Source organism: Cyclobacterium sp. L-R (genome assembly GCF_056859355.1).
Map to the genome: position 1 here is coordinate 76,640 of NZ_JBSXOH010000097.1, position 26,574 is coordinate 103,213.

A 26,574-nucleotide genomic window follows, 5' to 3' on the forward strand; every position below is an offset into this window, starting at 1 on the left:
TGAATGAAGGTTTTTATCAGATATCCAAGAGCCCTTTTATTTTGAAAGAAATGGTTTTAGCTTTTGAAGCTTGGTATAAATAAATGAAACGAATTCGTAGATAAAGTATTTAGAATTTAAAATTTTAGTATTTTTGTATAATTTTTATTAATAAATGAAATATAGGGTAAGGTGAGCTCCACCCTGATTTTATAAATGTTTTAAACTATAAGAAATGAAGATCCAAAGTATTTGTTGTATAGGTGCAGGTTACGTTGGGGGTCCAACTATGGCCGTTATTGCAAAAAAATGTCCTGATATTAAGGTAACTGTAGTAGATATCAATGAGGCGCGTATTGCAGCCTGGAATGATGAGGATGTTGAAAAAATTCCGGTTTATGAGCCAGGGTTGCCTGAAGTGGTGGCAGAGGCTAGAGGAAGAAATCTATTTTTCTCCACAGATGTGGACAAGGCAATTGATGAAGCTCAAATGATTTTTATTTCTGTAAATACACCTACCAAAACCTACGGTGAAGGAAAAGGTCAAGCTGCAGATTTGAAATGGATTGAACTGTGTGCCAGGCAAATCGCCCGAGTAGCTAAGGGAGAGAAGATCGTTGTTGAGAAATCCACTCTACCGGTCAGAACAGCCAGTACTTTAAAAGATATATTGAAACATACTGGAAATGGAATGAATTTTCAAATTCTTTCAAACCCAGAGTTTTTAGCAGAAGGAACTGCTGTAGATGATTTGATGGCACCAGACAGGGTATTAATCGGTGGTGACCAATCAGAAGAGGGATTAAAAGCAATCAATGCATTGGTTGAAGTTTATGCCAGATGGGTACCGAAAGAAAGAATTCTTACTACCAATGTATGGTCTTCAGAGTTATCGAAATTGACCGCCAATGCTTTTCTTGCACAGCGAGTGTCTTCTATCAATTCTCTCTCTGAGCTTTGTGAACATACAGAAGCTGACGTGAATGAAGTGTCTAGAGCTATTGGTACAGACTCAAGAATAGGTCCTAAATTCCTTAAAGCATCAGTTGGTTTTGGAGGTTCTTGTTTCCAAAAAGACATTTTGAATCTGGTATATATCTCACGTTCTTATGGTCTTGACGAAGTTGCGGATTATTGGGAGCAAGTGATAATTATGAATGATCACCAGAAAAAGCGTTTTGCTAAAAAGGTAATAAGGAATTTGTACAATACCGTAAGTGGTAAAAAAATCGCTTTTTTGGGCTGGGCCTTTAAAAAAGACACGAATGATACCAGAGAATCTGCTGCTATTTATGTAGCCGATCACTTGTTAAATGAGCAATCTAAGGTGTCTGTTTATGATCCAAAAGTGACTGAACAACAAATATATTCTGACTTGGATTATTTGGGTAGTCGCAGTTCAGAAGAAAACAAAGCTTCCTTAAGTGTGGGTAGTGATCCTTATAAGGTATGTGAAGGAGCTCATGCAATTGCAGTTTTAACTGAATGGGACGAGTTTAAAACTTATGATTGGAAGCGAATCTATGATAATATGTTAAAACCTGCGCATGTTTTTGACGGTAGAAACATTATGGATAAGAAGGCATTGAAAGAAATTGGTTTTCAGGTTCATTCAATTGGAACCGCAGATGACAATTAATTCAAAAGAAATATAAATATTACCGAATAGTTCGGTTCTGAATCAAAAAAAGGTGAACGAGAAATCGTTCACCTTTTTTTGATTCATTATGTAGAGTATGCGGTTAAGAATTATTTGTCTTTTACGTCATCCTTTACTTCAGCCATAATTTTTTCCAAAGCTTTAATGTCTAATTGTTCATCTTTGGCAAAAAAGGAGGCAAGGTTGGCAAAAGAACCACTAAAATACCCAGTCAATAAATTTTTAATGGTAAAGCTTCTGTATTCGTCTTTAGAAACTATTGGGTAATATTCATGAGATTTTCCATACGCTTTGTGCTTTACAAAACCTTTTCTTTCCAATATACGTATGATGGTCGATACAGTATTGTACGCTGGTTTTGGAGCGGTCATTTTTTCTAGGACATCTTTGACAAATCCTTTCTCGATGTCCCATAGAATCTGCATTATCTGCTCTTCTGCTCTTGTTAGTTCTCTCATATTGATTATTAAAGTAGGTGATTTTTTATGAACTTAACCATTTAGTTTTTTATTTGCAATACTTTTTAAAAAAAACATGGCGTTTTTCATGACTTTTTTCATAAAAGTCCTTAGAATTCAGCTTTTTTAATAATTTGGAGACCTTTTTCAATGCCAATAGGAATTAGCATTATATGGTACAAGCTATTTATCTTATTTCAAGATCACATTTTTTCTGCTCAGTTTTATTCTCCTCCGTATACCTATAATGGCTTAAATAATTGGAGCCATTTTTTATGTGTTGATTAAGAAAGTAAAGTTGTACGTTCGAGGTCAATTCCTTTTTTGTTTGCAAGCAGTTACCTGCATTTTTTTAAAGATTAGCTGACCGACTTAAGTTTAATTATTCCTGTGGCATGAAGTAATTTTACAATTGGATAAGTTGGGTCAAACTCATACCATTTTACGGCGAAATTAACTCTTTTAGGAAGTCTATGATGATTGTTTTGGAAAAGCTCACCAAGCATAAGGAAATCCAGTATCAATGAGTTTTTAGACTTATCGTTATTGTCAAAATTGGCATAACCATATTTATGCCCACTCCAGTTTACTATAGCTCCATGAACGGGGCCCATCATAAAATGAATAGGTAGCATAAAATACATCCACCAATAAGTTCCCGGAAGTTCGAAGACGCTAATACTAAGTACATAGATTAAAACATATACAACAACCCATCCAATTCGAATACCCATAGTATCCGCAAAGCGATCAAATCGATTCCAATCTGGAATGTCTTTAGCAAATCTCTCTTCTGGCTTTACCTTAAAGGTGAAATGTTCATTGTAAATTTTTTTCGTTTTCCACATCATGGTAAATAAATTTTCTGTGTGATGTGGGCTATGAGGATCTAAAGGGGTGTCACTGTATGCATGGTGCATTCTGTGTAAAATAGCATAGGCACGTGGGGAAAGGTAAGAACTGCCTTGACAAAGCCAGGTGAAAATATAAAAGAATTTTTCCCAATATTTATTCATCACAAACATTTGATGAGCAGCATACCGATGTAGGAAAAAACTTTGGCAAAACAGGGAGAAATACCAATGCAATAGAAAGAAAATAATTAGAATCACTTGAGATATAATTTGATATACTCTGTAAAATTAAATCCTATTTTCATTAATTAAGCAATCTTGGCATTATTTTTTATGAAAGGTGATAATATTCATGTTTCTCGACTTCGTTTAATGAATTTTTAGGCCACTTGAGCATTCTTTTTAATTAATAAAAAGAAAATTATACTTTTACGGCATAATGAATAAACCCAACCCAAATAACATACTTACTACCAAAAAGATTTCTTTGGACAAAAGCTCAAATGGAAGTTATAGGGTTAGTGATGCTACCTTATGGCAGCAATTTAAAGAAGGTAGCGAAGCGGCATTTATCAAGATTTACAATGAAAATTTTAACATGCTTTTTAACTATGGGTTTCAACTTACAGGAAACCAGGAGTTTATTGAAGATTGTGTGCAAGATATTTTCATATACCTAAGACAAAAGAGAAAGTCCCTAGGACCTACTGATTGCATTAAGTTTTATTTAATGAAATGCATGAGAAGGAAGGTTTTTAAGGAGATGAAAAAATCAAAAATATCTTTTTGCTTGGAATACTCTGAAGGTTTTCAAATTACCTTTTCTCACGAGGACTTTTTGATTGATCAACAAATTGAACAAGAAAAATCCGAAAAGTTAAATAAAGCTTTACGTCTTCTTTCAGGTAAAAAAAGGGAAGCCATTTATTACTTTTATTTTCAAAACCTGAACTATACTCAAATCAGTGAATTGTTGGAATTATCTCATGTTAAATCTGCTCGGAATTTGGTATATAAGGCGCTTTCAGTCTTAAAAGCTTCCATGGAATAGCTTCATGATTTTTACATTTTTTGAAATTTATTCTGACAAGATCAAAGCTCCATTATAAACAGTATTGAATTTTTTTTTAACAAATTTTTAAAAATTATTGATGTCATTTTGCCATTATGGGCCTTATGTGGTTGAAGGTATTAGAAAATGACTAACAGAAAGGAAACATCACTAGTGTTATTAACAAACCCTGAATTTGTACAATGGGTATTGCATCCTAATAAGGAGTTGGATATGTATTGGAACAATTGGATGAAGGTACATCCTGAGAGTATACAGGAAGTTAAGAAAGCCAGAGAGATGCTACAAGGGTTACAACACGAGCCGCTTCATGTTTCTCAGGGAGTTAAGTCAAGGGTTTTGCAAAATGTCTTAGCAAATGATCAAGCTGTTTCATCTGAAATATCACGATATCCGTTTGACTATAAGGAGACAAAGTCATGGTTGACCATTAAACAGTGGTATAAAGTAGCGGTGATTTTAGTTTTAACCTGCTGTTCTGGCTATTTACTAAATCAGTTTTTAGGATCGAAGGAAACGGTAGAAGTAATTAAGGAGACAATGCCAACTTTAATTGCTAAGACTACTCATACCGGGGAAAAATTAAATTTTAAGCTTCCAGACGGATCAACTGTTTGGTTAAATTCCGGTAGCGAATTAACATTTCCCGAAGAGTTTGACTCCATTGAGAGAAAGGTTATATTGTTGGGTGAGGGTTATTTTGAGGTTAAGAAAGATTCTTTAAGGCCTTTTAGAGTGGTTTCAGGCAATTTGGAAACTGAGGCATTGGGTACATCATTTAACGTGAATTTTTTTGACCCTGAAAAAATATTGGTATCGCTACTTAGTGGTAGTGTTAGGATTCAATCTAAGACTGCGGATAGCAGCTATATACTTAATCCTGGACAGCAACTGCAATTTATTCCAATGGAAAAAGCATTTAAAATTTCTAAAGTTACCTCCGAAACAGCAATTGGTTGGAAAGACGGGCTGCTTTCATTTAAAAATGCTGGATTCAATGAGGTTATTAAAAGTCTTGAGCGTTGGTATGGTGTTAATATTCAAGTGACTGGTAAGCCATCGAAGACATGGAAATTAAGTGGGAAGTATAAAAATCAAAACCTTGATTTGGTGTTGGACAGAATGTCCTTCGTTGAGAATTTTAACTACGAAATAAACAGAAAAAACATTCACTTAAAATTTTAATAATATGCATATAAATAATTAAAAATGAGGGGTTATTCCCCAAAAAGTGGTAGTTAGGCTTAGTGAAATAAGCGGTATCTACCATGATCATTGATTGAAACAATAAACCAATAAAACTATGAAATTTAAATTACAAAAGACAATCTACCTATTGTCGCGTTATTTGCTATATGGGTTCTCCTTACAACTCGTTTTCTTCAACTTGGTTTTGGCATTAAATGTAAGTGCTCAATTCCAAAGCATAGAGGAAGTAAAGGTGAGTGTGACTAAAAATGAAATGACTTTGGGAGAATTTCTCCAAAAAATAGAATCTGAAACTACTTTCACCTTCTCTTTTGATAGGGCAGATGTAAATGAGGATATCTCCTTGGTGCTTTCTAAAGGGAATGCCAGTATTGAATCCTTTTTAAAAGAAATAGCCGCCCAAACTACTTTAGGCTTTCGTCAAGTCAATGACCAAATTGACATTCGACTTACAAAAAAATCAGAAGCCTTGTTGGTTGCTGTAGTAGAGAAGACAATTAAAGGGGTGGTTAAAGACGATCAAGGTCAACCATTGCCTGGTGCTACTATTTCCGTACAAGGAACAACTACTGGAACTATTTCAGATTTGGATGGTGGTTATTCTATTACTGTACCTGATGGGGCAGTGTTAGTGTTTTCTTATATAGGTTATGAATCCCAAATAATTAATATAGGAAATCAATCCATTATTAATGTTACCATGTCTATGGATGAGTCTTCTCTAGAAGAGGTAGTTGTAGTAGGTTATGGTACACAGAAAAGAAGCGACCTTACAGGTGCTGTTTCTTCTGTCAAATCAGAGGAATTGACCGCTTATCCAGCTATTGATGCTGTTCAGGCTTTACAAGGTAGGGCTGCCGGAGTTCAAATTCAATCCAATAATGGAGCACCTGGTGCCAGTATGAAAGTAAGGGTAAGAGGTGGAACTTCTATCAATGCCAGTAGTGATCCTATATTTGTAGTGGATGGGTTTATTGGAGCGGCCATGCCTCCCCCTGAAGATATTGCTTCCATAGAAGTATTGAAAGATGCCTCTGCAACAGCAATATACGGCTCTCGAGGTGCTAATGGTGTGATCATGGTGACGACCAAAAGAGGTAAGACAGGTGCTGCAAGGATTGAGTTCAATACTTCCTACAGTATGCAAAATGAAATCAACAGACTTGACTTATTGAATGCGGCTCAGTTTAATGATTATATCTCTGATGCTAGACCTAATATTCAGCCTGCAGGAGGAGATACAGATTGGCAGGATCAGATCTTCAGAACTGGAGGTATTCAAAATTATCAGCTTTCCATTTCAGGTGGCACTGATAATGTGAATTATTATGTTTCAGGTGCCTACTTTGATCAAAAAGGTGTAATTATAAATTCAGATTTCAACAGGTTTAGTATTACCAGTAATTTGGATATTCAGGCATCGGAAAAGCTCAAAATTGGCTTAAACCTTTTCGCTAGAAGAAGCAGTAGTGATGGAGTGAGAACTCAGGAGAACTCGGGGGGGTTAACTCCAGGAGTAGTTGCTTCCGCTTTTAAGTTTGAGCCTGATCAACCTATTTATAATGCAGATGGTTCTTTTACAGTAGCAAGACTTAATGACCCACATGACAACCCTTATGCAGTGGCCACTCAGTTGGTTAATGAAAATGTAAATGACAGGTTTCAGGGAAATTTCTTTGCTGAATATGATATTATAGAAGGACTTAAATTTAAAACAACCTTTGGAGCAACCGCAAATACATCAAGAACAGGTACTTTTGCTCCTACTTCAGTTACCGAAGGTAGAAATGTTGGTGGAGATGCTTCTATTAATGCGTTCAGAAACACGCTGGTTTTAAATGAAAACTACCTTACTTATTCCAAAACCTTTGGCATTGATCATACTGTATCTGCAATGGGTGGGTATTCTTTCCAGTCTTCAGAAAGTGAGAGCTTTGGGGCTAGAGGTACTTCCTTTATCACAGATGCCTTTTCTTTTTGGAACCTCGGTTCTTCTGCGGTATGGCAAGCGCCTAACTCAGCATTAACTGATTGGCAAATTTCTTCCTATTATGGACGGTTAAATTATTCTTTTGGAGACAAATACCTAATTACATTTAATGCAAGGTATGATGGTTCTTCAACCTTTTCTAAAAACAATAAATGGGCATTCTTTCCATCTGGAGCCATTGCTTGGAACATGAAAAATGAAAAGTTTTTGGAAACTTCAGACCTAATAAGTTTTTGGAAATGGAGAGGAAGTTATGGTATTACCGGTAATCAAGCCATTTCTCCTTACCAGACTTTAGCAAGGTTTTCCCCTGTTTTTACCATCATTGATGGAGTTCCTGTAAATGCCGTAAGACCTACCACTGTAGCCAATGATAATTTGACTTGGGAAACTACAGCTCAATTGAATATTGGTACAGATGTTGGTTTTTGGGATGATAGAGTGACTTTCTCTGCTGAGTATTACCGAATGGTGACTTCTGATTTGTTGTTTGCTGTTCAATTGCCTCAATATTCTGGTTATACCAATCAACTTAGAAATATTGGAGAAGTAGAAAACAAAGGGGTTGAGTTGACCTTAGGGTCTAGAAACCTTGTTGGAGCATTTCAGTGGGACATGGATATTAATTTCTCCAGAAATAGAAACAAGGTGCTTTCTTTACCTGAAGGTACTGAAATCCAGTATGGATCAGGTCCAGGTCATATGGTAGGCTTAGGCAATACACAGTTATTGAAAGAAGGCTATCCTGTAGGAAGTTTCTATGGTTGGGTTTATGATGGAGTGTACCAAGAAGGGGATGAATTTTTACCAGGTGGAGGTTTTGAACAAGTTCCAGGTGGTGAAAAATTTAGAGATCTAAACAATGATGGATCTCTCAATAGTGATGATAGAGAAATTATAGGAAATCCACATCCTGATTTCTTCTGGGGTTGGAATCATGCCTTTAGGTACAAGAATTTTGACCTTAATGTTTTCTTCCAAGGTTCTTTCGGTAATGATATCTTGAGTTATACATTGATGGAACTCAACTTGATGTCAGGTATTAACAATGCAACTACTGCTGCCCTAGACAGGTGGACACCTACTAATACCCAAACTGACATCCCTATGGCATTTAACGGAAGGACAAGAAGGGTTTCATCGAGATGGATTTATGATGGTACTTTCACCAGATTAAAGAACCTTTCTTTGGGTTATAACTTTCCTAAAACGGTTGTGAACAAATTGAAGCTTTCCAAATTAAGACTTTATGTAAGTGCACAAAACATATTGACTTTTACAGACTACGAAGGGTATGATCCAGAGGTTAATTATCGATCTGATGGAGCTACTGATGGCAACCGAAACCTTGGTTTGGATTATGGAAGTTATCCAAATGCAAAGAGCTATACTGTAGGTCTTAATGTGGGATTTTAAGCATCGAAAAAAATAGAAATAACCATGAAAACTAAAATATATAAATCATTGGTATTGGCCGCAACCTGTTTGTTTGCAGGATGTGCTGACCTAGAAGAAAAGCCTGTGGGCTTGTTGGCCCCTGAAAGTTTATTCAATTCCGAAAAAGATGTGGAGACAGCTATTTTCGGAGCCTATGGCTGGATAGCCTCAGAGAGGTTGTACGGTAGGCAATTTGTTACCTCTATCATGCTGAGAGGCGATATGGTGGATATTGGTGATAGGGGAACTCCTGCAGAAAGGCAACAAGTGAATGATTTCAATATGGACGATAACAATGGTATGGTCAGGGTTTTCTGGCCCTATTGGTACCAAGTTGTTAGTGCCGCCAACGCTGCCATCGCTGGTGCTGAAACTTTAGAATTAGACGAAACAGTTAGCAATCAATTGATTGCAGAAGCAAGGTTCGTTAGGGCTTTTAGTTATTATCACCTGGTTAGGGTGTTTGGAGACATACCTTATATCGATTATTTTATTACCGATCCTGAAGCAGTTAAGGATATTTCAAAAACTTCTGCTGAAGATGTTTACAAGGGGATTTTGGAAGATTTAGCCTTTGCAAAACAATACCTTCCAGAGACTCAGCCCAGTGATGTTAGGTCAAGGCCTACCAAAGGTACAGCAGCATCCTATTTGGCATCTGTTAATTTAACCCTTGAAAATTACCCTAAAGCTTATGAAGAAGCAAAATGGGTGATTGACAACAAAGATAGGTTTGGTTATGAGCTTGAAGCCGATTATCAAAACCTCTTCAGAGCTGATATGGCAGACAACTTAAAGGAGCATATCTTTGCGATTGATTTTCTAGGCCAACAAAATGGTGGCGGAGGAGCGAATGATGATATCATGCCACCAATGACAGGTATCAGAGGAGCTGACAATTTGGGTTGGAGTGTATGTGTTCCATCTATGGCGGTGTACAACACCTGGGACGATGGGGATTATCGTAAGCAAGTGAGTTTTGAGGATGAAGCTTTGGTTGGTGGTGTAATGGTGCCCTATACGGAGTTCCAAAATACACAAAGACCACATATTGCTAAGTACAGAAGGTTCCCTGGAAATAGTAACTCTGATGGTAGGTATTCAGACAATAACTATGCTGCCATGCGTTATGCGGAAGTATTATTAATTGCCGCTGAGGCTGCAACTGAAATAAACAATGGGCCTACTGCTGAAGCGGTTGCTTTAGTAAATTCCATTAGAGAAAGAGCAAGAAATGCAGCTGGACAAATGAATAATTTTCCTGTAGACGTTCAGTCTGGTATGGATAAAGATTCCTTTGTAAACCTTGTTTTAGAGGAAAGAAGGATTGAACTGTCTTTTGAATACAAAAGATGGTATGACATTAAAAGAAGGAAATTAGGTGAGACCGTTTTTAAAGGTGCTAATAGCTTAGAACCGCATTCTAATTTTGATGCTTCTAGAGATTATTTGATGCCTCTACCAAGTATTGAATTGGATGTAAATCCAAATTTGGCACCACAAAACCCAGGTTATTAATTGTGATTTTAAAAAAGAATTATGCAATAGGATTTCCCGATTCTAATAGGAACCTTTTAAAAAAGCGAGTAGGTGCTTGGATATAAAATGATTTAAGTGCTTTTTTTGTTTGATTATTGCATTTTCGAACTAAATATTAAAAGGTGGTAGGTTTGTCCTGCCACCTTTTTTTAAATTTACCCGAATTATGTAATAGGATTTCTCCGCCCTGACATTGTCAGGGGTGAAGCCTGTCCCGTGTTTACGGGAAGTGTTGCAATCACAAGAAAATTAGGCTGTTTAGAGATTTTAGCATAACACCGCTATGGTGAAATTGAAAACAGCAACGTAGTGGCTGATTTTAAAGCGATTTCAGCACGTAATAGAATGTCTATTGCATATTTCGGGTTTAAGGACAAAATATAGCTTTGGATAGGGATTATCGTTTCGATCAAAAGCAATTTACTCTGTGATAGGAATACTTTTTAAACACAATTTGGATGGGATCCTGTTTTAATAAACAGGGAATTCTTGCTGAAGACCACTAAAATTATCTATCATCTGCCATCTATCCTCCCTAGGTCTAATCCTAGTATTTGGATTTAGGTTTCCATAAAGAATATAAGATAAGGCGCTGGATAATTTCTTATCCTCAAGCCCGCCCCAATTGATTGAAGGGTCGTCTGAAGCAGGAATGTCTACAGGGAACCCATCATAATAATCAGCCTCACCTGAAGCATTGGCAATGGAAAAAGTTATGGGTACTAACTCGATGTCACTTTGTTCCAACGTCTCATTAAAGGAGGACAATGGAAAGGAGCCAACAGGTTTGCCGTAGGTTCTTTCACCTATAAGTACAACCTCCATATAGGGTCTTAAACAATTGATGACCAATTCACTTGAAGAAGCAGAACCTCTTGAGGTGAGCACCACCAATCTGTTCAAATCTAGATCTTTGGTTTTTTCGAAATAATAAGATTCATTCAGGCTTTCCTTATCCCGATTGAAAGCATTGGTATAAAGCAATTCCCCATTAGCTGAAATCGGCACCAAGGCATTCATTATTTGTTCTGCTACATCTACAGATCCACCACCATTGTACCTCAAATCAAGAATCAATTCATCAATGTTTTCCGCCTCCAAATAATTTAACGTTTCTTCAACTTCTAAACTCTTTATTGGGCTAACATTAGCTGAAGCTTTGAAACTATTGTAAACCCAATAACCGATTTTTTTACCACTCTGTTCGAATATTTCTTTATGTAGGACAGAGTTTGCCTGATAATTGCTTTTGGTGTTGGTCCGGCTTGTTATGGTACCATCAGGGAGTTTAAAAGTAAATGTATTTGAAATCCCAGTAGTGCTTTCTCCCAGGTTGAAATTATACCCCCCGTCTACACGGTATGACGAGATAGGTTTCCCATTTATTTCAAGAATTTGCCATCCTCTTTGCCAACCATCTTTTCCGGCAGGGGAATCCTCATAGACAAAACTAACAAATAACTCATCGTCTTCATTTAATCCAAATCCAAAGCCGTGACCAGCATTTTGGCCTGTAAAAGCATTTTCAAATTCTTCTTTTGTCGTGAGATATGACCACCTATCATATTGTAAGTACATCAAGTTGTAAAGTAATTCATCGTTAGTGCCATAACTACTGACGTCTACTGCGCTAGGCAAATGATCGTTCCAATAATACCATTCCTGCATACTCTCTAAAATTGCACTTTTGACCAGATTAGGGTCTTCTAGTGTTTCGTCTTTATTAAAATCGCAGGATGTAGCACTGAAAACAACTACAAGGAGCACCAAAAAAAAGAAGTTTTTTGACTTTATCATTGAAGTATTAGGGTTAAGCTGTTTAATGAATAACGAAAAAATATAAAAAAAAGATATTCAAATGTTTATCTACTATCGTCAAATTACTCATTCTCAAGCAAGATTTAACTGTTTATGAAAAACTTTTGCAACAATTAACAAACCACAAGGGTACTTATGGTGTTAATAAGCTGAGATAAATACACAAGAAAAATGACGGAAAAATCTAAAAATCAGGAAACTGACAAAAATAAAATTATTGAAGGATATATAGCTCATATTTTGGAGACGGGGCATGAACCGGTATCTGTTTTTAAGTTTGCCAAAGACTTGAAAATGAAAGAAGCGACATTTTATGAGTATTTCACTTCCTTCGATGCTGTGAAAAAAGCGGTATGGGAATTGAATTTTGACAAAACCATTCATGCTTTGGAAAGTCAGGAAGTTTACCAAACCTATACTTCAAGAGAAAAACTGCTTGGGTTCTTATTTACCTGGATTGAAGAACTCAAGGAACAAAGGTCTTATTTACTCGCCGTTTATGGCAATGTATCCTTGAAGGATCGTAGTTTCCCTACTGAGTTAAAAGAATTCAAATCAAAATTTAAGGATTTTGCCAATAGCATTGTAAACGAAGGCAAAGAAACAGAAGAGATTGCTGAAAGGCCTTATTTGACAGACAAATACCATGAGGCCATGTGGCTTCAGGTCATGTTTGTATTTCGTTTTTGGTTAAAAGACGATTCCCCAGCGTTTGAAAAAACAGATGCCGCCATTGAAAAGTCTGTGAATTTGGCTTTTGACCTGATGGGAAAATCAGCTGTGGATAGTTTTGTTGATTTTGCCAAATTCTTATTTCAATCCAAATAGAACATGACAGACAAATTAAGTGAGCAGCAAAGTATTCCTGTTTCAAAGGTCCAAAGAGCAGCAAAATTTATCAGTACTGGTGCCAAAGTAGGGGGCAATTATATGAAGCATTATGCCAAGAAAGTGGTGAACCCTTCCATGTCCAAAGATGAGCTTCATAAAAACAATGCCACAGATATATATGATTCATTGAGCGAACTTAAGGGAAGTGCCCTGAAAGTGGCTCAAATGATGGCTATGGATAAAAATATGCTTCCAAGAGCTTATCAAGATAAATTTACGATGGCACAATACAGTGCTCCACCTTTGTCTTACCCTCTTGTGGTAAAAACATTCAACCAATACTTTAAAAAAGGACCTGAAAGCCTTTTTGATACTTTTACCCCTTCGGCTGTTAATGCAGCATCGATTGGTCAAGTGCATAAGGCCACCAAAGACGGTAAGGAATATGCTGTCAAAATTCAATACCCTGGAGTAGGATCAAGTGTAAAATCAGATTTGAAATTAGTAAAGCCTTTTGCTCTTCGCTTATTGAACATGAGTGAACGTGAGCTAGACAATTATATGGATGAGGTGGAAGAAAAGTTATTGGAAGAGACAGACTACCAGTTGGAAGTTTTGAGAAGTAAGCAAATATCTGAAGCATGTGGCCATATAGAAGGATTGAATTTCCCAAAGTATTATGAGGAAATGAGTAGTCCAAGGGTGATTACAATGGATTGGATGGAAGGTATGCATTTAAAAGAATGGCTTCTAACTGATCCATCACAAGAAGCCAGAAATAAGGTAGGGCAAAGCTTGTGGGATTTTTATGACCATCAGGTACATAATTTAAAACAGGTTCATGCAGACCCTCATCCTGGTAATTTCATTATACAGGAAGGGAATCAATTGGCTGTTATTGATTTTGGTTGTGTTAAAGTAATTCCTGAAGATTTCTATTCTGGCTATTTTTCATTGATAAAAAAGGACCTATTAATCAAAGAAGAGGAACTAGACCAAATATTTTATGATTTGGAGTTTATTTCTGATAAGGATTCACCAGATGAAAAAATCTACTTTAAAAACACCTTTAAAGAAATGATATCATTGCTTGGAAAACCATTTCATGTAGCATCCTTTGATTTCGCTGAAGATGACTATTTTCAAATGATTTTTGCATTGGGTGATAAGATTTCTAATGACAAGATGTTTAGAAAATCAAAGCAGGCTAGAGGTTCAAGGCATGGATTGTACATCAACAGAACCTATTTTGGTTTGTATAATTTATTAAATCAATTGCAAGCAAATATTAAAACGACCAAACCAGACTGGCTAAAAAGCTAATCTGGGGTCAAATTAAAGTTGTTTTAACATACTTGATACTAGTTTGTAGGGAAGAAGTGGGTCGTCACATTGATTTGTAGTCCCAGTCATGAAGGTTTGATATTCAGGTATGTAAAAGCTGAAAGCTCCAGAGGTAAAGCCTGAATAACCTATTATCTCAGGATCCTTAGAGGCTGTCAAAAGCATTCGGGGTTTCTGATAGCGGAGAATTCCCTTACCCTGACTTAATCCTTGTTTAATTGGAAGCCATTTCATGGCCTGTTCCAGTTCGGAAAGTGGGAAAAGATGTCCATGGAAAAATGCTTTAACAAAAGTTAGGCAGTCTTTGGCTGTACTGACAATGCCACCTGAGGCTCCCATTGATACCATTGCCAAAGGTGAGTTTATTGGATTTGACTTGTAAGAAAAAAGTGCCGGGGTTCGGTCGTTTGGGTCTTTATAAATATAGGTTTGGTTCATGGAAAGTCTACTGAAATGAAAATCATTCAATGTCTTTTCCAAAGGTTCCCCATTGATGCTTTCAATGACCTTACCTAGAAGCTGTTCATTTGTAGATGAGTAAATGCCTTTTTTTGATTTTCCAGGTTTGAAATTAGGCTTTTGACCTTTAGTTCTATTAATTATTTCGGTCCAATCCCAGTCCAAGTCCGCCCCGGAAAGAATGTCTTCTTTAAAGGGGTTTTCTTTGCCTTTGGAATAATTTAAAAAATCAGGGATTCCTGAATTTTGAGAAATTAAATGAGCTATGGTGACCTCATGAGTATAATCTTTTCCTCCAATAGTAATCAAGCCCTCATACATCTTGTCTTTAAGAAAATCTGTGATGGGCTGATCCAGCTTTAATAAGCCTCTCACCTTAAGTTTTAAAATAATTGCCAAAAGGTGAAGGTTTCCTATTTCTGTGATGAAGTAGGGTTGATCCAACGATCCACTTCCTGTGGCTTCAGACCAAAGTAATGGTTCTTCGTTTTCCTTATAAATGCTCAGAACAAGCCCTGGTAATTTTTTCTGGTTAGAAAACTGGTTTAACGCTTTATGCCAGGCAGTAAAAATAGCAGGTTCCCTGTCGATAGTAGACATAAAATGATATTTATGATTGAAAGATTAAGGTACTAAATTTATCCTTTAAATGGAAAAAGGTATCAAAGGTTAGCAAACTGTTAAAGTTAAAATAATAAGGAAATATTTGTCAATCCAAAATTGATTTAAAGCATTGTTTGATTCAATTCTATTCCGAAATTCATTATATCCTTTTAATTAAAGGTTATGTGTAGCTATAGGGCACAATTGGGCTTTCAGTGTGGGAGGAATAGAGAATCCATAATTTACTGTGCTTGTCTAGATTTTATGTTGAAAATTCCTTTATTTTGAATGAATGAGTACAAAAGATCAGTGTTTATCCCTTTTTTGTCATTAGATATTACTACCATGCTTAGAAAAAAATCAATCTATTTTCAGCTATTGTTAGTTAATTTTGCGCTAATATTTAACAGCTGTGGGGGGGATTCCTCGGAAAGTAATGCGGAAAATTCAAAATTACCACGTGTGGCCATTGCAGGTTTGGCAATAGAGTCTAGCACTTTCTCACCCGCAGTGTCGGAAAAGGAAGCCTTTCATGCGAGAAGAGGGGAAGAAATATTCAATTATTATCCATTTATGAATGAGGATTCTATCAATAGATCCAGAGCTGAATGGTTCCCTACACTTAGGGGACATGCCATACCTGGAGGAATAGTTTCTCGAGAAGCATACGAATCTCTGGTTGGAGAAACACTTGAAAGGTTGAAAGAAAATTTACCTTATGACGGGTTGTTTTTTGATATTCATGGTGCCATGAGTGTGGTTGGTTTGGATGATCCTGAAGGAGATTTTATTGAAAGGATTAGGGAAGTGATAGGTAAGGAAACCCTAATATCTACTTCAATGGATTTGCATGGGAATGTTTCCTGGAGGCTAGCAGGTAATACTGATTTAATTACTTGCTACCGAATGGCTCCGCACGAAGATGCGCTGGAATCCAAAAAACGAGCAGTAGACAATCTTTTGGACAGATTAGAATCAGGAAAAGGTAAGCCAGTATACAAGGCATGGGTGCCTGTTCCTATATTGCTTCCAGGGGAGAAAACGAGTACCCGAGTTGAGCCAGGTAAAAGTCTGTATGCAGAGGTGAATCCTGCAACTCAACAGGAGGGTGTAATTGATGCTGCGATATGGGTAGGATATGCTTGGGCGGATGAACCTAGAAATCATGCCGTGGTGATGGTAACAGGAGATTCAAAAGAGAAAGTTAGCCAAACTGCAGAGAGGTTGGCGACTAGCTTCTGGGATAAAAGAAATGAATTTGATTTTATTGCCCCGACTGCAAGTTTAAAAGAGAGCTTGGATATGGCAATAGATAGTGAAGCGAAGCCTTTTATGATAAGTGATATGGGGGATAATCCAACTGCAGGGGGAGCGGGTGATGTCACCTGGACATTAAAGGAAATACTTGACAGACCGGAATTTAAAGCTGATTCAGGCCCTTCTTTAATTTATGCGTCTATTCCCGGTCCTGAATTGGTGGAGGCTGCGTTGAAAGTAGGTGTAGGTGCTAAGGTTTCTGCAAAAGCAGGAGCAGCAGTTGATGATCGTTTTTCACCCCCGATTTTACTTTCAGGTACTGTTGAAGCTATTGAAAAAGGGGATAGAAATGCCGAGGTGGAAGTTGTAGTGAAGGTAGGAAGCGTACATGTAATTGTTACCAAAAAGAGAAAACCTTATCATAGGGAAAGTGATTTTACTAATCTTGGTCTTAACCCGAGAGATACGGATATTGTAGTAGTTAAAATCGGTTATCTTGTTCCAGAATTATACGACATGAGGGCTGATTGGATTATGGCACTTACGCCAGGAGGTGTTGATCAGGACTTAGAAAGGTTGGAGTTTAAACGTATCAACAGACCCATGTTTCCGTTTGATAAAGAGATGTCAACACCAGATTTGAGTGCCCGCTTGGTTCCTTCCTCTCAAGAATTTTGACCAGATTGGTCAGTCTTTGTTTAATGCCCATTCAAGCCTTAATTAAGAAGTAGCTCAACGACAATCTTAAATTGCTCAGAGTTGCTGGTCTGAATAATATCCTTTTACTTTACGTAGTGAAAATTATATGCCTGATTTGTTGGTGAAAACAACAGATCAGGCAATTCTATTTTGTTAGAAATCAAAATTTCATTTAACAAGTCCCAATAATCAATAGGTTGATTTCATAATAGTACCGTATTACCTAAAAGTTATAAGGGAGAAAGAACGATTGTTTTAAAAAAATCCAAAAAAATGGTAAAAAAATATTGCATTATTTTCCTATTCTGTTTCCTCTCTCATTTGACTTATGCTCAGGTGAAGATTGAAAAGGAGTCCAGAGTAGTGAGTAATGATGTTCCTGAAATAGCCATAAAGTGGTTGGAGGATGTTTTTGACCATAAGAAAAAATTAAAGTGGTATTTTGAGATAAGTGCGGACAGCCACAGTTATGAAGCCAAATTTATTCGAAAAGGTAAAAAATTTAGTGTTGAATTTAGTGAGGAAGGAATTATTGAAGACATAGAAGTATTTGAGCATTGGAGGAAATTACCTCAACATGTCAAAGACAATATATCCGATTACTTGGAGGGAAAGTATATAAAATCTAGAATCGAAAAAATTCAAGTTCAATATACCGGGACAAAGGAAGACTTTAAAAATTGGGTGAAGACCAATTATTTGAACCAAATTGTAATAAAATATGAATTGGAATTTTATGGGGAAACATCAAATTCAAAAAAATTATGGGAGGGATTATTCGATAATAATGGGCAAATCCAAATGAGTAGAGAAATCATACTAACACCTTCGAATAATCTGTTTTATTGATGCGTAAACTATTACTTATTTTTCTTTTATCATTGCCAGCACAGTTAATGGCTCAAGGAACTGTCAGGATGTTTGGGTTTTTTCCTGAATTTCAGATAGGCGTTAAAGCAACAGAAAAACTGAAAATAATTGGTAAAATAGAGAGTCAACACGGTATGGCCGAAAAGTTCGAAGGCAAGGATTTGGATGTGGGTTACTTCCATAATCTTACGGATTTTCAGGGGTTTTTGGGCACCAAAGTCAATCCATTTATTGATATAGCCGCAGGGTATCAATATAGGGTGAATAGCAGGGGAGACAATAGCCATAGAACCATACAGCAAATATCCATTCTCCAGTTGCCCGGCAATTATAAGATTGGGCATCGAATTCGAGCAGATCAAACTTACGCTCCTTTTGAAAAAAATGATTATAGACTTAGATACCGTATTTCTTTTGAACTACCAATTGAAGGAAAAAGTTTGGATCCTGGAGAGTTCTATCTCGTATTTAGTGATGAAGTCCTTTATAGCTACCAAGCAGGTGAAAGCGGTGTCGAAAACCGGGTGGTGGCATCTTTGGGTCACCTTTCCAAGGAGAAACAAAAATTTCAGGCAGGAATAGATTATAGGACTGATCGCTTTTTTGACCCGGACCTCCGCCATAGAACTTGGTTTAAATTCGGATGGTACTTGAATTTTTAGCGTATATTCTGATAATAAATCAAATGCTAAAACTCATGGTTTTTGGCATTATTCCAAAACCAATCCAACTTCGTTAAACCCAGATTGGGTAATTGCTTGTATATTTAGATTTAACCCGGATTATGTAATAGAATTTCTCCGCCCTGACAATGTCAGGGGTAAAGCCTGTCCCGTGTTTACGGGAAGTGTTGCAATCGCAAGAAAATCAGGCTGTTTGGAGATTATAGCATAGCACCGCAATGGTGAAATTGAAAACAGCAACGAAGTGGCTGATTTTGAAGCGATTTCAGCACGTAATAGATTGTCTATTGCATATTTCGGGTTTAAAATAAACATAGCTTTAGGAATTTACCCTTGGCTATGTTTAGTGCTTGGCTTTTTAGGTGAGGTACATTGCGCTACAGGAAACATTGGTTACTCAGATTAGTAAACGTCCAAGATTTTGTAGTTTTGACCATTCATACTGAAAGAATCCCCTTTCTTTTTCCCTAGCATTTCTTTGTATATTGGAGCTTCTCGAGATATGCCGAATAATTTATCTCCATCTACTTCAAATTCCTCCAAACTCACGCTCGGAAAAAAAGTCATTTTATCGGTTTTTACTATTGCGCCCAAAGAAACTTCAGAAAAGTGATTGTCAGCAGTTTTCATTTGCTTCAGAAAATCTAATTCTTCGATCACAAAGTTCAGTTCCCGTGCAAGTCGATTGATGACAAGCGCGCTTTCATTTTCTTGGCCTTGCTGATCATATTCTTGAGGCTCATCCTGAGGCTGTTGTTCTCCATCCCTTATTTCTTGTATCCTTTGCCTAAAATCTGAAACGATACTTTCCTGATGTTTAATGGCCTCGACCATTACTTTTTTCTTGTGGGCTAATTTTTCCATAATAATTATGTGTGTAATTTTTCTCTATCCATCTCAAAAAGGTTGCCAAAAAAGTTAACGAAATCAGAAAATTATGAAAGCCAGACTAGACCTGAATTTTAAATTGAATCTGTTTAGTGATTGATGTGGCAATCTGGTATTTTCCTTTCTTTCAAGATTTAATACCATTATATCATTTAAATACATTAGCTAATCCATATTGCTAGATCTAGATAAGCAAAAAGCACAATTAATACTGTCAAGGTTTAAGTGAAAGTACTTAACTTAATAAAGATTCTGGTCTTGAATACATTTAAGAACAATCAAATAGGACGATAATGTTGCTGTTTTTGAACTAATAGATTATTTTGTAAATAGCTGATAAATAACATTTTGGTTTTGATATTTTTAAAAAAGATGTATCTTTAAAAGAATCAGATACTGTAATAATATGAAAATGATAAAAAATTTAAGGAGCGTTGCTTTATTGTTATTACTAATGGGTTTTTTCTTTTCATTCACTGTTACTTCTTGTGGAAACAAGAAAGCTGAGAGTACTGAACAAACCGAAGAACATCCTGCTGGAGAAGATGAGCATCCGGCTGGAGATGACGAACACCCTTCAGATAGTTCTGAACATCCAACAAAGGAATAATAATGTACCCATAAAGAAGGCGCTTAATTCGCGCTCTTTTTTATGGGTAATTTTACCTGGTAAAAGAAAATGTTGTTTTCGCTACTGCGGATTTACCATCAATTTCTAAGACAGGGTAAGCCATGAAGTTTACAGGTCCAGCCTCTGGTCCAGGGTTTAAGGCTAAATCTCTACCTCTACTTAATTCTACCCTATTGGCCGGATGGCGACCAAAATAATAAGTGGAAAGTGCAGTATATTTATTGCCCTCGCTTATATCCACAGGCCACCATTTTCCTTCTGCATAAAATTCAGCCCAGCAATGATAACCATCAATGCCTCCTTCGTCTCGGTCTGAGGGTATAGCTGCACCTATAGAAAATCTGGCTGGAATGCCAACAGAACGTGCCATGGAAATAAATAAGGAGTGAAACTCGGTACAGTTTCCGGTTTTTGTATCACAAGCATAGATAGAATCGCCTTTGCCATAATCACCATATTTCATGTACTTCATATTGTCTATAATGTAGTCGTATATAGCCCTGGCTTGCATTAAGTGACTGTCATTCTTTTTTTCTCCTATGGCCTCCAAAGCCAACTCCCGGAAGCGTCTACCTACAGGCATTAATGCACTTGACTCCAGATACCGTGGATCCATTTCACTAGCGTCTTCATAGGGGCCTTTTTCTTTGCGTTTGACATTATAAACCAAGGTAACCGGTTTGCCACTCTCTTCTGAAGTAAGGTCAAGGAATAGAATGGCATTGTTATTTGCAATGTCTTTGATGATCTCATGCTTACCTGGTATTTCTTGTTTTGCTAGTTCCACTTCCTGAAAGTCATCAGTGATAGCCACTGGGATCCACATTTTTGCCTTTCCAACTATAGTTGGCAAAATGACTTCATAATTAAATTGAAATTGATCTTCTCCCTCTATTACCCCCAGTAATAAATTACTAGCCTCTGCTACAGGTAGTCGATGCCATGTTTTATCTGGCTTCTGTTTCCAGGTATAAAATGGTTTTCCATTTAATTTATGGACAGTAGTTTCAGTTACTTCCATCTCCCCAGGTTTGCCCTCCATGAAAAAATCCACATCGTAAACGTCTCCACTGGTATCCGCAAGGTCCACACATGCAAAATGGCTGTTAGGGCCTAGGTTTGATAAATATTCTGTGTGGACCCTTACCAATTGTAAGCGCAAAAATTTATTATCATCCTTCACCAGAAAAAAACCATCATTCTCCGCTGCTTTGTTGGTGATAAAGGCCTTGATGCCCTCCTCAATATCAGCAATGTCTACTTTGGGTATAGGTGCAGTTTTATTTTTGAACTGAATAGTTTCTTTTTTCTCAGCTTGGCAGCTTATTTGTGTCAGGGAAAAAATGAAAAAAACAATTAACGGAGCAAAACACAATTTTTTTTTCATGATAAGGCTTTTAGTTGTTGTGTTTAAGGTGGTAGGGGTAGTGGTTCATTAACTCAAAGTTAGTGTTTCTTAATTAAGTATCAAGTCAATAAAAGCTTATCTGTTTCTAACTTTTATATAAAAATAAGGTGAAATTTGTACTGGAGGGTATGTGTGATTTTTATGTTGAAAAATGAATAATCAATATAAATTTATATTTTAAAGTGCTGTCCATCAATGGTTCTCGTTAATAATTATTACTTAGCAGGTATAATACAAGTATAAAAAGAGTAATTTACTTTCTAAGGTATTTTATTTTATCAAAACCATTATTGATTATATTGCACCTTAGTTTTTGACCCTTAATATCCGATTGAATTGACAAAACTACAAACCCATTAATCCAAAATTCATGAATTTCACCTCATTAGACCTGGCAATATTTGTTGGTTATTGTATCCTTATCATCTTGATGGGGTATTTTGTATCAAGAGAGAAAAAAGGCCATGTAAAAGATTCCAACGATTATTTTCTAGCAAGTAAGGCCCTGCCTTGGTGGGCAGTTGGAGCCTCATTGATCGCTTCCAATATTTCAGCAGAACAATTTATTGGGATGTCTGGATCAGGATTTGCTCTTGGATTGGCTATCTCTACTTACGAGTGGATGGCTGCAGCAACATTGATTATTGTGGCTATATTTTTCCTTCCCATCTATCTGAAGGAAGGGATTAGTACCATGCCTCAATTTCTACTCAAAAGGTACGACAGTAGGGTACGGACAGTAATGGCTGTATTCTGGCTATTGGTTTATGTATTCGTAAACCTTACTTCTGTATTGTACCTAGGCGCATTAAGTCTTGAAACCATATTAGGTGTACCAATGATCTATGGGATTGCAGGATTGGCAGTATTTGCCATGTTGTATTCCATATATGGGGGACTTAAAGCGGTTGCATGGACAGATGTAGTTCAGGTATTTTTCCTGGTACTAGGTGGATTAGCAACTACCTATCTGGCCCTGTCAATAGTTGGCTCCGGAGATGTTTTTGCAGGAATTGCAACGCTTTTTAGAGAAGCCCCATCACATTTCAATATGATAATAAATGAGGGAGAGATGATGATCCCTGATGGAGCAGGAGGAGTAAGAGATGCCTATATGGATTTACCGGGTATTTCCGTACTCATAGGCGGAATGTGGGTAATTAACCTTAGTTATTGGGGATTTAATCAATACATCACGCAAAGGGCCTTGGCTGCAAAATCACTGAATGAAGCGCAGAAAGGGATGGTCTTTGCTGGGTTCCTAAAATTATTAATGCCTTTAATTGTGGTGATACCTGGGATTGCTGCTTTGGTAATTGTAAACCAAGGAGTAGATCCATCATTTGCTGAATCCATGACAGACCCTGTTAGTGGTATAATCAAATCAGATAGGGCTTATCCTACCTTGCTTCAATTGCTACCATCAGGTTTAAAAGGTTTGGCATTTGCAGCATTGACAGCAGCAATAGTATCCTCTTTGGCTTCTATGGCCAACAGTACTTCCACTATATTTACTTTGGATATTTATAAGAATTTCTTCGACCAAAATGCTTCAGAAAAAAAGCAGGTTAGGGTAGGAAGGATAACAGCAGTTGTTGCCTTTATTGTTGCAGCCATCGTCGCACCAGCATTAAGGGAATTAGACCAGGCTTTTCAGTACATACAGGAGTATACTGGTTTTGTTTCGCCAGGTGTGTTTGCCATTTTTATGTTTGGTTTCTTCTGGAAAAAAACCACTTCAAATGCCGCATTAACTGCTGCTGCACTTACTATTCCTTTGTCAGCTGCTTTCAAGTTTTTGACCCCGACTCTACCATTTATAGACCGAATGGGTTTGGTTTTCCTTATCATTTCAGGCCTTATAATCCTTATCAGTTTAGTAGAAGGTAAAGGAAAAGACCATCCTAAAGGAATAGAGATCACCAAAGATCTTTTTAGGACAAGTACTCAATTTAAAATAGGAGCAATACTGATATCTGGTATTATAGCGGCCCTATACATTGTATTTTGGTAAATATTAATTCGTAACATGAGACAACTCCTTATAGGATATGATATTGGCAGTTCTTCTGTAAAAGCCACCCTCTTGGACGCAGATTCCGGTAAGGTAGTGGCCGCAAAAGGGCTTCCTGAAGTAGAGATGAGCATTGATTCCCCTCAAAAGGACTGGGCGGAACAGGATCCTGAATTGTGGTGGAAATACATCAAAGAAACGACAAAAAATATAATTACACAGGGGAATGTAAAAGCCGGTGAGGTAAAGGCTATAGGTATTTCCTATCAAATGCATGGCCTCGTGATGGTAGACAAAGACTTGTCTGTAATTAGGCCTGCCATCATCTGGTGTGATAGCAGGGCAGTGGAAATTGGCAATCAAGCATTCTCAAGTTTAGGAAGTGATTACTGTCTCAGTCATTTGCTCAATTCTCCGGGTAACTTTACAGCTTCAAAGCTTAAATGGGTAAAGGAGAATGAACCTGATAGGTATGAACAAATACATAAAATAATGCTTCCTGGTGATTTTATAGCTATGAAGCTTACAGGCGAGATCCTTACCTCTGAGACGGGGTTGTCGGAAGGAGTTTTTTGGGATTTTCTAGAAAATAATATTGCCGACCGACTGTTGTATCACTATGGGATAAGTGCTGATTTACTACCCAAAACGGTTTCTTCATTTGGTGTGCAAGGTGGCTTATTGCCTCAGGTTGCCAAGGAATTAGGCTTAGATACTGGAATCCCGGTTACTTATAGGGCTGGTGACCAGCCTAACAATGCCTTTTCCCTAAATGTACTTCAAGAAGGAGAATTGGCCACTACGGCTGGAACTTCTGGAACCGTGTTTGGCGTTAGCACCAAGCCTGTATATGATCCCCTTTCCAGAGTCAATACCTTTGTTCATGTCAATCATCAGAAAGATGACCCTAGTTATGGGGTCTTACTTTGTGTGAATGGAACGGGCATATTGAACAGTTGGCTCAAGCGATCGTTTGGAGGTCAATTTCTCGATTATGGAGAGATGAATCAACTTGCGGGCGAAGTGCCAATAGGAGCAGAAGGGCTAAGCTTTTTGCCTTTTGGAAATGGGGCTGAAAGGATTTTGGAGAACAAACAAGTCGGTGCACAACTTTCAAAATTGAACTTGTTGAAGCACGACAAGAGACATGTTTTTCGTGCCGGGCAGGAGGGGATTGTTGCAGCATTGACCTATGGGTTTAATATAATGAAGAACATGGGCCTCAACTTGAAAACTGTGAAGGCCGGTAAGGCCAATATGTTTTTAAGTCCAATTTTCAGAGAAGCTTTCGTGAATATGAACAATGTGTCTCTCGAACTCTATGACACAGATGGTGCTCAAGGAGCAGCAAGAGGAGCCGGAATAGGGGCGGGCATTTATTCTGGTCCTGAGGAAGCTTTCCAAGGCCTGGTTAAAATCCAGGATTTTGAACCCGATGCAAAGAAGATTGAAGCATATGGGGAGGTTTATAAGCAATGGGAGGATTGCTTGAACCTGATAAAATAATTAAAAATACTTATCTAAAACCTAACAAAAATACAATTATGTCTGATTTGTTTTTTCCTGAAATTGATAAAATTAAGTTTGAAGGGAAGGATTCTAATAATCCATTGGCTTTTAAATATTACGATGAAAACCGAGTGATTGGTGGAAAATCGATGAAGGAGCATTTTCGCTTTGCTATAGCTTATTGGCACTCATTCTGTGCTACAGGAAATGATCCCTTTGGGCCAGGTACTATTGTTCACAAATGGGATAAATCCAATGATCCTATTCAGCGAGCCAAAGAAAAAATGGATGCCGCATTTGAATTTATTCAAAAAATTGGTGCACCATTTTATTGTTTTCATGATATAGACCTTATTGATGAGGGAGACAGCATTGTCACTTATGAGAAACACATGGGAGCTATAGTGGACTATGCCAAAGAAAAACAAAAAGAAACAGGAATAAAATTACTTTGGGGAACTGCAAATGTATTTAGTCATCCTAGATACATGAATGGAGCAGCTACCAATCCGGATTTTGATGTGGTAAGTAGAGCTGCTACCCAGGTTAAAAATGCCATAGATGCTACCATTGAGCTTGGAGGTGAAAATTATGTTTTTTGGGGAGGTAGAGAAGGTTATATGTCTTTGCTAAACACCGACATGAAAAGGGAAACAGAGCATTTGGCTCAATTCTTAACCATGGCCAGAGATTATGGTAGAAAACAAGGGTTTAAAGGTACTTTCCTAATTGAACCAAAGCCAATGGAGCCTACTAAACACCAGTATGACTATGATGCAGCTACTGTTATTGGCTTCCTTAGGCATTTTGGACTGGATAAGGACTTTAAATTGAATTTGGAAGTAAACCATGCAACCCTTGCTGGCCACACTTTTCAGCATGAACTACAGGTAGCGATGGATGCAGGCCTTCTAGGTAGTATAGATGCCAATAGAGGTGACTATCAGAATGGTTGGGATACCGATCAATTTGCGATCAACTTACAAGAGCTTACCGAGGCAATGTTAGTATTGTTGCAAGGACCTGGATTTACTTCTGGTGGAGTTAATTTTGATGCTAAGATTCGTAGGAATTCTACCGACCTGGATGATCTTTTTCATGCACATGTAGGAAGTATGGATGCATTTGCCAGAAGTTTGCTCATTGCCAGTGATATCATGGAAAAATCACCATATCAATCATTAAGGAAGCAACGTTATAGTTCTTTTGATAGTGGTAAAGGAAAAGAATTTGAATCAGGTAAACTTGATCTTGAAGCTTTGAGAAGCCATGCATTGGAAATTGGTGATCCAAAAATGATCAGTGGAAAACAGGAGATGTTTGAAAATATTCTAAATCAATACATCTAAAACACTATATTTG

General features: G+C 37.3%; 20 protein-coding genes. 14 read left to right on the plus strand and 6 right to left on the minus strand.

Going from position 1 to position 26,574, the window contains the following annotated elements:
• Positions 1–214: 214 nt before the first annotated feature.
• Complete coding sequence (locus tag AC13EX_RS22005) at positions 215–1,618, plus strand: UDP-glucose 6-dehydrogenase (protein ID WP_048644250.1); 1,404 nt, start codon at positions 215–217, stop codon at positions 1,616–1,618.
• A gap of 110 nt (positions 1,619–1,728) precedes the next feature.
• Here the strand turns inward: AC13EX_RS22005 and AC13EX_RS22010 are convergent, their stop codons facing one another.
• The gene (locus AC13EX_RS22010) at positions 1,729–2,097 is read right to left on the minus strand and encodes a BlaI/MecI/CopY family transcriptional regulator (RefSeq protein WP_048644249.1); all 369 of its coding nucleotides are present in this window, start codon (positions 2,095–2,097) and stop codon (positions 1,729–1,731) included.
• Positions 2,098–2,456: 359 nt separating this feature from the next.
• The gene (locus AC13EX_RS22015) at positions 2,457–3,209 is read right to left on the minus strand and encodes an acyl-CoA desaturase (protein ID WP_482894360.1); all 753 of its coding nucleotides are present in this window, start codon (positions 3,207–3,209) and stop codon (positions 2,457–2,459) included.
• Between the two features lie 181 nt (positions 3,210–3,390).
• Here AC13EX_RS22015 and AC13EX_RS22020 point away from each other — a divergent pair, with 181 nt between their 5' ends.
• The 4 genes from AC13EX_RS22020 (at position 3,391) to AC13EX_RS22035 (ending at position 10,177) form a co-directional block, all read left to right on the plus strand.
• Positions 3,391–4,002, plus strand: coding sequence for an RNA polymerase sigma factor (locus AC13EX_RS22020; RefSeq protein ID WP_482894361.1), 612 nt, complete (start codon positions 3,391–3,393; stop codon positions 4,000–4,002).
• Positions 4,003–4,149: 147 nt separating this feature from the next.
• The gene (locus AC13EX_RS22025) at positions 4,150–5,208 is read left to right on the plus strand and encodes a FecR family protein (RefSeq protein WP_482894362.1); all 1,059 of its coding nucleotides are present in this window, start codon (positions 4,150–4,152) and stop codon (positions 5,206–5,208) included.
• Between the two features lie 118 nt (positions 5,209–5,326).
• Complete coding sequence (locus tag AC13EX_RS22030; RefSeq protein ID WP_482894363.1) at positions 5,327–8,638, plus strand: SusC/RagA family TonB-linked outer membrane protein; 3,312 nt, start codon at positions 5,327–5,329, stop codon at positions 8,636–8,638.
• A 24-nt stretch (positions 8,639–8,662) separates the two neighbouring features.
• Positions 8,663–10,177: a RagB/SusD family nutrient uptake outer membrane protein gene (locus AC13EX_RS22035; protein WP_482894365.1), complete on the plus strand. Its 1,515-nt coding sequence runs from the start codon at positions 8,663–8,665 to the stop codon at positions 10,175–10,177.
• 492 nt (positions 10,178–10,669) lie between these two features.
• Here the strand turns inward: AC13EX_RS22035 and AC13EX_RS22040 are convergent, their stop codons facing one another.
• A complete protein-coding gene (locus AC13EX_RS22040; RefSeq protein ID WP_482894367.1) occupies positions 10,670–11,995 on the minus strand; it encodes a S41 family peptidase in 1,326 nt (441 codons plus the stop codon).
• A 192-nt stretch (positions 11,996–12,187) separates the two neighbouring features.
• Between AC13EX_RS22040 and AC13EX_RS22045 the strand changes: the two genes are divergently transcribed.
• Positions 12,188–12,844 (plus strand): TetR/AcrR family transcriptional regulator, encoded by a 657-nt coding sequence (locus AC13EX_RS22045; protein WP_482894368.1) that lies wholly within the window; start codon positions 12,188–12,190, stop codon positions 12,842–12,844.
• Positions 12,845–12,847: 3 nt separating this feature from the next.
• Positions 12,848–14,170 (plus strand): ABC1 kinase family protein, encoded by a 1,323-nt coding sequence (locus AC13EX_RS22050; protein WP_482894370.1) that lies wholly within the window; start codon positions 12,848–12,850, stop codon positions 14,168–14,170.
• A 12-nt stretch (positions 14,171–14,182) separates the two neighbouring features.
• Here the strand turns inward: AC13EX_RS22050 and AC13EX_RS22055 are convergent, their stop codons facing one another.
• Positions 14,183–15,250 (minus strand): serine hydrolase domain-containing protein, encoded by a 1,068-nt coding sequence (locus AC13EX_RS22055; RefSeq protein ID WP_482894372.1) that lies wholly within the window; start codon positions 15,248–15,250, stop codon positions 14,183–14,185.
• A gap of 348 nt (positions 15,251–15,598) precedes the next feature.
• Between AC13EX_RS22055 and AC13EX_RS22060 the strand changes: the two genes are divergently transcribed.
• The 3 genes from AC13EX_RS22060 to AC13EX_RS22070 all read left to right on the plus strand — a co-directional run bounded on the left by AC13EX_RS22060 (position 15,599) and on the right by AC13EX_RS22070 (position 18,741).
• The gene (locus tag AC13EX_RS22060; RefSeq protein ID WP_482894492.1) at positions 15,599–17,188 is read left to right on the plus strand and encodes a M81 family metallopeptidase; all 1,590 of its coding nucleotides are present in this window, start codon (positions 15,599–15,601) and stop codon (positions 17,186–17,188) included.
• A 294-nt stretch (positions 17,189–17,482) separates the two neighbouring features.
• Entirely contained in the window at positions 17,483–18,058 is a 576-nt protein-coding gene (locus tag AC13EX_RS22065) for a hypothetical protein (RefSeq protein WP_482894373.1), read from the plus strand.
• Positions 18,058–18,741: a DUF2490 domain-containing protein gene (locus AC13EX_RS22070; protein ID WP_482894374.1), complete on the plus strand. Its 684-nt coding sequence runs from the start codon at positions 18,058–18,060 to the stop codon at positions 18,739–18,741. The genes AC13EX_RS22065 and AC13EX_RS22070 overlap by 1 nt, the downstream gene beginning before the upstream one ends.
• A 423-nt stretch (positions 18,742–19,164) precedes the next feature.
• Here the strand turns inward: AC13EX_RS22070 and AC13EX_RS22075 are convergent, their stop codons facing one another.
• Positions 19,165–19,626 carry a hypothetical protein gene (locus AC13EX_RS22075; protein ID WP_339711578.1) on the minus strand — a complete coding sequence of 154 codons (462 nt, stop codon included), beginning with the start codon at positions 19,624–19,626 and terminating at the stop codon, positions 19,165–19,167.
• Positions 19,627–20,062: 436 nt separating this feature from the next.
• Here AC13EX_RS22075 and AC13EX_RS22080 point away from each other — a divergent pair, with 436 nt between their 5' ends.
• On the plus strand, positions 20,063–20,260 hold the full coding sequence (locus tag AC13EX_RS22080; protein ID WP_157470592.1) for a hypothetical protein: 198 nt from the start codon (positions 20,063–20,065) through the stop codon (positions 20,258–20,260).
• A gap of 52 nt (positions 20,261–20,312) precedes the next feature.
• Here AC13EX_RS22080 and AC13EX_RS22085 read toward each other — a convergent pair whose 3' ends face one another.
• Positions 20,313–21,668 carry a transglutaminase-like domain-containing protein gene (locus AC13EX_RS22085; protein ID WP_482894375.1) on the minus strand — a complete coding sequence of 452 codons (1,356 nt, stop codon included), beginning with the start codon at positions 21,666–21,668 and terminating at the stop codon, positions 20,313–20,315.
• Positions 21,669–22,059: 391 nt separating this feature from the next.
• On the opposite strand from AC13EX_RS22085, the gene AC13EX_RS22090 reads away from it, so the two are divergent.
• From AC13EX_RS22090 to xylA, 3 genes are read left to right on the plus strand one after another with little or no spacing between them, the layout of a single operon-like run.
• Positions 22,060–23,703 carry a sodium/sugar symporter gene (locus tag AC13EX_RS22090; RefSeq protein WP_048644235.1) on the plus strand — a complete coding sequence of 548 codons (1,644 nt, stop codon included), beginning with the start codon at positions 22,060–22,062 and terminating at the stop codon, positions 23,701–23,703.
• 15 nt (positions 23,704–23,718) lie between these two features.
• Positions 23,719–25,209: a xylulokinase gene (locus AC13EX_RS22095; protein ID WP_482894376.1), complete on the plus strand. Its 1,491-nt coding sequence runs from the start codon at positions 23,719–23,721 to the stop codon at positions 25,207–25,209.
• 38 nt (positions 25,210–25,247) lie between these two features.
• A complete protein-coding gene (gene xylA / locus AC13EX_RS22100; RefSeq protein WP_482894377.1) occupies positions 25,248–26,561 on the plus strand; it encodes a xylose isomerase in 1,314 nt (437 codons plus the stop codon).
• Positions 26,562–26,574: the final 13 nt, after the last annotated feature.

Excerpts from the sequence above, each read along its gene's own strand:
- AC13EX_RS22005 (WP_048644250.1), top strand. The coding sequence starts at position 215 with ATGAAGATCCAAAGTATTTGTTGTATAGGTGCAGGTTACGTTGGGGGT.
- AC13EX_RS22010 (WP_048644249.1), bottom strand. The coding sequence starts at position 2,097 with ATGAGAGAACTAACAAGAGCAGAAGAGCAGATAATGCAGATTCTATGG.
- AC13EX_RS22020 (WP_482894361.1), top strand. The coding sequence starts at position 3,391 with ATGAATAAACCCAACCCAAATAACATACTTACTACCAAAAAGATTTCT.
- AC13EX_RS22025 (WP_482894362.1), top strand. The coding sequence starts at position 4,150 with ATGACTAACAGAAAGGAAACATCACTAGTGTTATTAACAAACCCTGAA.
- AC13EX_RS22030 (WP_482894363.1), top strand. The coding sequence starts at position 5,327 with ATGAAATTTAAATTACAAAAGACAATCTACCTATTGTCGCGTTATTTG.
- AC13EX_RS22035 (WP_482894365.1), top strand. The coding sequence starts at position 8,663 with ATGAAAACTAAAATATATAAATCATTGGTATTGGCCGCAACCTGTTTG.
- AC13EX_RS22040 (WP_482894367.1), bottom strand. The coding sequence starts at position 11,995 with ATGATAAAGTCAAAAAACTTCTTTTTTTTGGTGCTCCTTGTAGTTGTT.
- AC13EX_RS22045 (WP_482894368.1), top strand. The coding sequence starts at position 12,188 with ATGACGGAAAAATCTAAAAATCAGGAAACTGACAAAAATAAAATTATT.
- AC13EX_RS22050 (WP_482894370.1), top strand. The coding sequence starts at position 12,848 with ATGACAGACAAATTAAGTGAGCAGCAAAGTATTCCTGTTTCAAAGGTC.
- AC13EX_RS22055 (WP_482894372.1), bottom strand. The coding sequence starts at position 15,250 with ATGTCTACTATCGACAGGGAACCTGCTATTTTTACTGCCTGGCATAAA.
- AC13EX_RS22060 (WP_482894492.1), top strand. The coding sequence starts at position 15,599 with ATGCTTAGAAAAAAATCAATCTATTTTCAGCTATTGTTAGTTAATTTT.
- AC13EX_RS22065 (WP_482894373.1), top strand. The coding sequence starts at position 17,483 with ATGGTAAAAAAATATTGCATTATTTTCCTATTCTGTTTCCTCTCTCAT.
- AC13EX_RS22070 (WP_482894374.1), top strand. The coding sequence starts at position 18,058 with ATGCGTAAACTATTACTTATTTTTCTTTTATCATTGCCAGCACAGTTA.
- AC13EX_RS22075 (WP_339711578.1), bottom strand. The coding sequence starts at position 19,626 with ATGGAAAAATTAGCCCACAAGAAAAAAGTAATGGTCGAGGCCATTAAA.
- AC13EX_RS22080 (WP_157470592.1), top strand. The coding sequence starts at position 20,063 with ATGATAAAAAATTTAAGGAGCGTTGCTTTATTGTTATTACTAATGGGT.
- AC13EX_RS22085 (WP_482894375.1), bottom strand. The coding sequence starts at position 21,668 with ATGAAAAAAAAATTGTGTTTTGCTCCGTTAATTGTTTTTTTCATTTTT.
- AC13EX_RS22090 (WP_048644235.1), top strand. The coding sequence starts at position 22,060 with ATGAATTTCACCTCATTAGACCTGGCAATATTTGTTGGTTATTGTATC.
- AC13EX_RS22095 (WP_482894376.1), top strand. The coding sequence starts at position 23,719 with ATGAGACAACTCCTTATAGGATATGATATTGGCAGTTCTTCTGTAAAA.
- xylA (WP_482894377.1), top strand. The coding sequence starts at position 25,248 with ATGTCTGATTTGTTTTTTCCTGAAATTGATAAAATTAAGTTTGAAGGG.